1 protein-coding gene is annotated in these 4746 nt (G+C 59.9%); it reads left to right on the forward strand.

Features of this window, described 5'->3' with window-relative positions:
* Window positions 1-12 precede the first annotated feature (12 nt).
* Complete coding sequence (locus M3436_19400; protein ID MDQ3566153.1) at window positions 13-4410, forward strand: hypothetical protein; 4398 nt, start codon at window positions 13-15, stop codon at window positions 4408-4410.
* Window positions 4411-4746: the final 336 nt, after the last annotated feature.

Here is a 4746-nt window from a genome sequence, read left to right on the forward strand (position 1 = left end):
GAGTACCAACGTGTGGCCACCAGCAACCAGGTGACCATCGGAAGCCTTCCGCCCCAGCCCGTTTATACATTGGCGGCCAGCCCCAGCACGGTGGCAACCGGCGGCCAACTCACCGCTATTTGGACCGCTTCCGGAGGGCGATCTACCACCGACTGGGTCGGCCTCTACCGTGTGGGCGATCCGGACGAGACCTTTGTGGCCTGGAAGTACACCGGCGGCACCGCCTCCGGCAGCCGCAACTTTACCGCGCCCGCGCAAGCGGGTCAGTACGACTTCCGCTACTTCCTGGCCGACGGCTATACCCGTGCCGCCAGCAGCGGCCAGGTCACCGTAGGCACGACGCCTCCACCACCCCCACCCGTTTATACCTTGGCGGCCAGCCCCAGCACGGTGGCAAGCGGCGATCAACTCACCGCCAGTTGGACCGCCTCCGGAGGGCGATCTACCACCGACTGGGTCGGCCTCTTCCGTGTCGGCGATCCGGACGCGAGTTTTGTGGGCCGACAGTACACCGGTGGAACCGCCTCCGGCAGCCGCAGCTTTACCGCGCCCGCGCAAGCCGGTCAGTACGATTTCCGCTACTTCCTGGCTGACGGCTACACCCGTGTCGCCAGCAGCGGCCAGGTCGCGGTAGGCACGACCCCTCCGCCCGCAATCACAGCCGGAGCAGAGATCAACTACACGCTGACGGCGGACAGCGTCGTGACGCTTAACATTACCCGCCCTGATGGTTGGATCGTGCGCGAATTGATCGTTGGAGAAAGCAAAAAGCTCGGTGCGAACAAAGCCTTTTGGGATGGCCGCGACAACGACGGGCGGCTGCTGCCCGAGGGCCCATATCAATGGCGGCTGCTCACTCATAAGGGTGTCACGACATCTTACATCACGAGCATCGGCAATAGCGGCACTCCGCCGTGGTTTACTGCCGACGGCACGGGTGCCTGGGGTGGAAACCTTGGCAACCCCGCCGCCGTCACCAGCGATTCCACGGGCGTCTATATCGCCTGGACTGCCGCCGAAGGGAACTATTCTGTCCAAAAACGCACCTTCGATGGCAGCAAAGCAATCTGGGGCAGCAACATCGACGCCTTTTTCGGCTACCTGGCGATCGCTTCCGACGATGCATTTCTTTATGCAGGGAAAAAAGAGAAGCTGAGTAAAATCGACAGGAACACCGGTCGCGAGATCCTCTGGGTCCCTCTGGACACAGAGCGACCGGCGGGCGACACATCCCTTATCGGCCCTGCTGGAAGCCTGACGTTTAACTTCTCTCGTGACGATCAGTATGGCAATGGCTTCGTTTGGGGCATGGCCGCCGGGGGCGGGCGTGTCTACGTCAGCAATCCATTGAAGAACCGGATCGAGGTCTTCGAGGCAGGAAGTCTGGGCCGCGTCGACACGATTGCGATGCCCCGACCCCGCGGATTGGCGCTCGATGGCCTGGGTAATCTGCTGGTGGTCACCAACGGCAAAGTTCTCTCCGTGAAGTTGCAAACCAAAGTGGCCACGCCGATCATCAGCACCGGTCTCGAAGCACCGTTCGCACTGGCACGCGCCCAGGGCGGCGCCCTCTTCGTGACGGATCTGGGTCAAAGCCAGCAAGTCAAGAAATTCTCTGCGGCTGGGCAACTGCTCGCCACGTTCGGCCGCAAGGGGGGCGGTCTGGACGCGCTCACCGGTGGCCAGTTCCAGCCCCAGGATTTCCGGCACGCGTCTTCCATTACCGTTCTAGCCGACGGCACCTTTTGGGTGGGGGAAGATTCGATGCCCAAGCGGACTGGGCGTTTCTCGGCGACGGGGACGCTGCTCTATCAGGGCTTCGGCTCGGTAAACATTTCGGCGCTGACCGCGCCTAACCCGAACGACATGAACGAAGTTTTCTCCACGATGTGGGGCACGTTTACCAGCCGGGTGGATTACACCAACAAAACCTCTGCAATGGGCAGGATTCTGCGCCCGCGTTGGGGTTCGGCGGGCGCCGGCGTGATGAGCGGTGTGGGGGAGAACTATACTCCCGAAAAGATGCTCTCGTTCAACGGTAAAACGTATATGTGGGCGGGTATGGGCGTGGGGGGCGGACAGACCCTGTATTTGGTTGAAGCCGATCACCTTCGTCCGGTGATGGCCTGCATAGCAAATCTTCCCGAGGAGGGGTCGCTTACGAACCTTGCGAGGGCGCGTGGCATTGAACGCCAGGGCTGGGCCACCGAAGTGAGCATGTGGTGTGACGATAACGGAGACGCTGCCGTCCAATCCGCCGAGGTCCGAATTGTTCATGTACCTAACGCGGAGAATGGGCCGCAGTTTTTCAAGACCGCGCAGATAGCTAATGATTTCACCCTCTTCACCAGTTTCGGCTATTCGTGGAAACCTCGCGGCTTCGCGGCCGGAGGCGCACCGCTTTACCACCAGGATGATATCCTCACTCTGGCCGATTTTCCTTCCTCGTGGATTCAATTCTTCGAGGGGGAATCGCCGGAGCGCGACGGGTTGGGGAACTTCTATAATCTGGCCAATCCCTTGTCGCGCAGCCTTCCAGTGGGCGAGGGCTTCTGGGCGGGTCGCAGCAGCGAGTGCTATCTCCGCAGCTACGACAAGAACTGGAATCAGCGTTGGGTGATCGGCCAGAAGGCGCAAAGAGCAGCCGCGCCTGGCGAGATGTATTTTGTCCAGCGCAATTGCGGCGAGATGGCGAATTGCCTCTTTGTGACAGACATGGAGGGCATGGTCCACGTCATTCACCGTGACGGGTTTTATGTTACTTCGCTCATGCAGGATCCATACAAGCCGCAAACTATGGGTCCTGATCGTCTTGACGTGGAAGCCTACTCCGGATCAGTGATGGAGAACCCGGTCACGAAACGTAAGTTTCTGTATATCTCCGGCAGCCAGGCAAGTCACGTTTTCGAAGTTAACGGATTGCCATCGATCGTGGTCAACGCTCCGCGGGCTTTCACGCTGACGAAACCTTCAACGGCTCTGCCAGCGCCCGCTGATTACCTGATCAAGCGCGTGGTGAATGCGCGCGTTGTGGACGGCATTGTTCCCAACTACGGAATTGAATGGTCGAGGGACGTCTCGATGATACCAATTTTGCGCGACGGAAAATTGAAAGGTGAGGTTGGATTGCTCTACGATGACTCTTACCTCTACGTGCGCGCGGATATGCTCTCCAACGGCTTTTCTAACATGACGGAGGAGGGAAACATTCCCTACGCGTTCGAGGGTGGCGACACTCTCGAGCTGCTCATCGGCATGAACCCGGCCGCCAACGTGGCGCGCACCGCCGCAGTCAAGGGAGATCAGCGCATCGTCTATGCCAATACCGCGGAGCTCAATGCCGGGGCCCTTCTTATGCAGCCGGTTTCCACGGTGACCAATCCCGCCCCGTTTAGCTACCAGGGGGCAAGTGCCACGACCACCCTGCAGAACGTTCAGTTCTGGCAGGTCGATGCCGGACAGGTCAATGTCGGCGTCGATTACCCGGTTCATGGCAACGGGGCGGTTGTGCAAATCGCAATCCCGCTCAGCAGCTTGTTGCTCCCGGGCCAAACCCTGGCGACGATCAAAGGCAAGCGTCTGCGCTTTGACATTGGGATGGTCTGGAAAGAAGGAGCCAAGAGGATCAAGAGCTATTGGCAGGGGAAAAACCCGAACATGCTGGTCACCACCGACCGCGCCGTGGAGACGAAGCTTTACCCCGATGGCTGGGGCAATGCCATATTTGATGACGGCCAGAATCCGGTTGGTAGTGACCTTGTCGAAGCTGTGCGCGCCACTCCTGACTGGCTGGTCGACGGCGGGGATGCGGAATGGACTGCTCAGGCGGAAACCAAAGTCGAAGGTTCCTCGGGTCACGTCGCGCGGTTCCGTACGGCCTGGGATGCTCAGAACTTCTACGCGTCAATCCTGGTCATTGACTCGAGTCCGCTGATAAACGGCTCAGGCAAGCCTGAATTGATTATTAAAGGCGGCGACGCCGTAGGCTTCTGCTTCGGCACCCCAGGCCTGAATCAGAAAATCGTGTTTGCCGATGTAGGCGGTGCACACGTGAATATGGCTTACCGGCCGGTGTGGCCGATCAAGAAGCCTTACACCTTCTCCTCGCCCGTCTCGTCAGTGACGCTCGAGTACGTCGGTGCGATCAATCCCCAATCAATGCCTCAGCGACTCAGCGACAGCGAATACTGGCTGGAAGTCGCGATCCCCTGGACTCAGTTAGGCATCACGCCGCAAGCAGGCATGCAGATCCCCTTCGATGTGCAGGTGATCTTCGGCGACCCAGCCGGCGACACGAACATCTACACCGCCTGGTGGCACAGTCGCAGCGCCGAAACGGCCGCGACTTTCGACCTCCCGACCGAGGCCAAACTCTACCCGAGCCTCTGGGGTAAGGTACTCCTGAAGTGAGTGCCTCTGGTAAGCTGGCCGCACTCACGATAAGGAATGTGTAGCCACAGCTCCTAACCAACTAACTCAGCTGGGGCTGAGCGAGGTAGTCTCAGCCGTACTGACCGCCGGGTTCCCATGGGACCCGGCGGTTGTCGTTTGTGCCGCGCAGTCCTGGCGCCCCGGCGCGGGCGCGCATCTTTCATGTGATAATGCGGGCGTCGAACTTTGAACTCGTCGACAAATGGCATTTTGCCGTCTGAAACGAAGCGTCGCGAGTTGCTTGCCTTTGGAATCCTCGTGGGTGCTCGTGTGCGCGCGAGGAGCGCGTGGGTTTCGGTCCATGCGGAGTCCCCC

This window comes from Pseudomonadota bacterium, from assembly GCA_030859565.1.
In the GTDB taxonomy this organism is placed as follows: Bacteria; Pseudomonadota; Gammaproteobacteria; order JACCXJ01; family JACCXJ01; genus USCg-Taylor.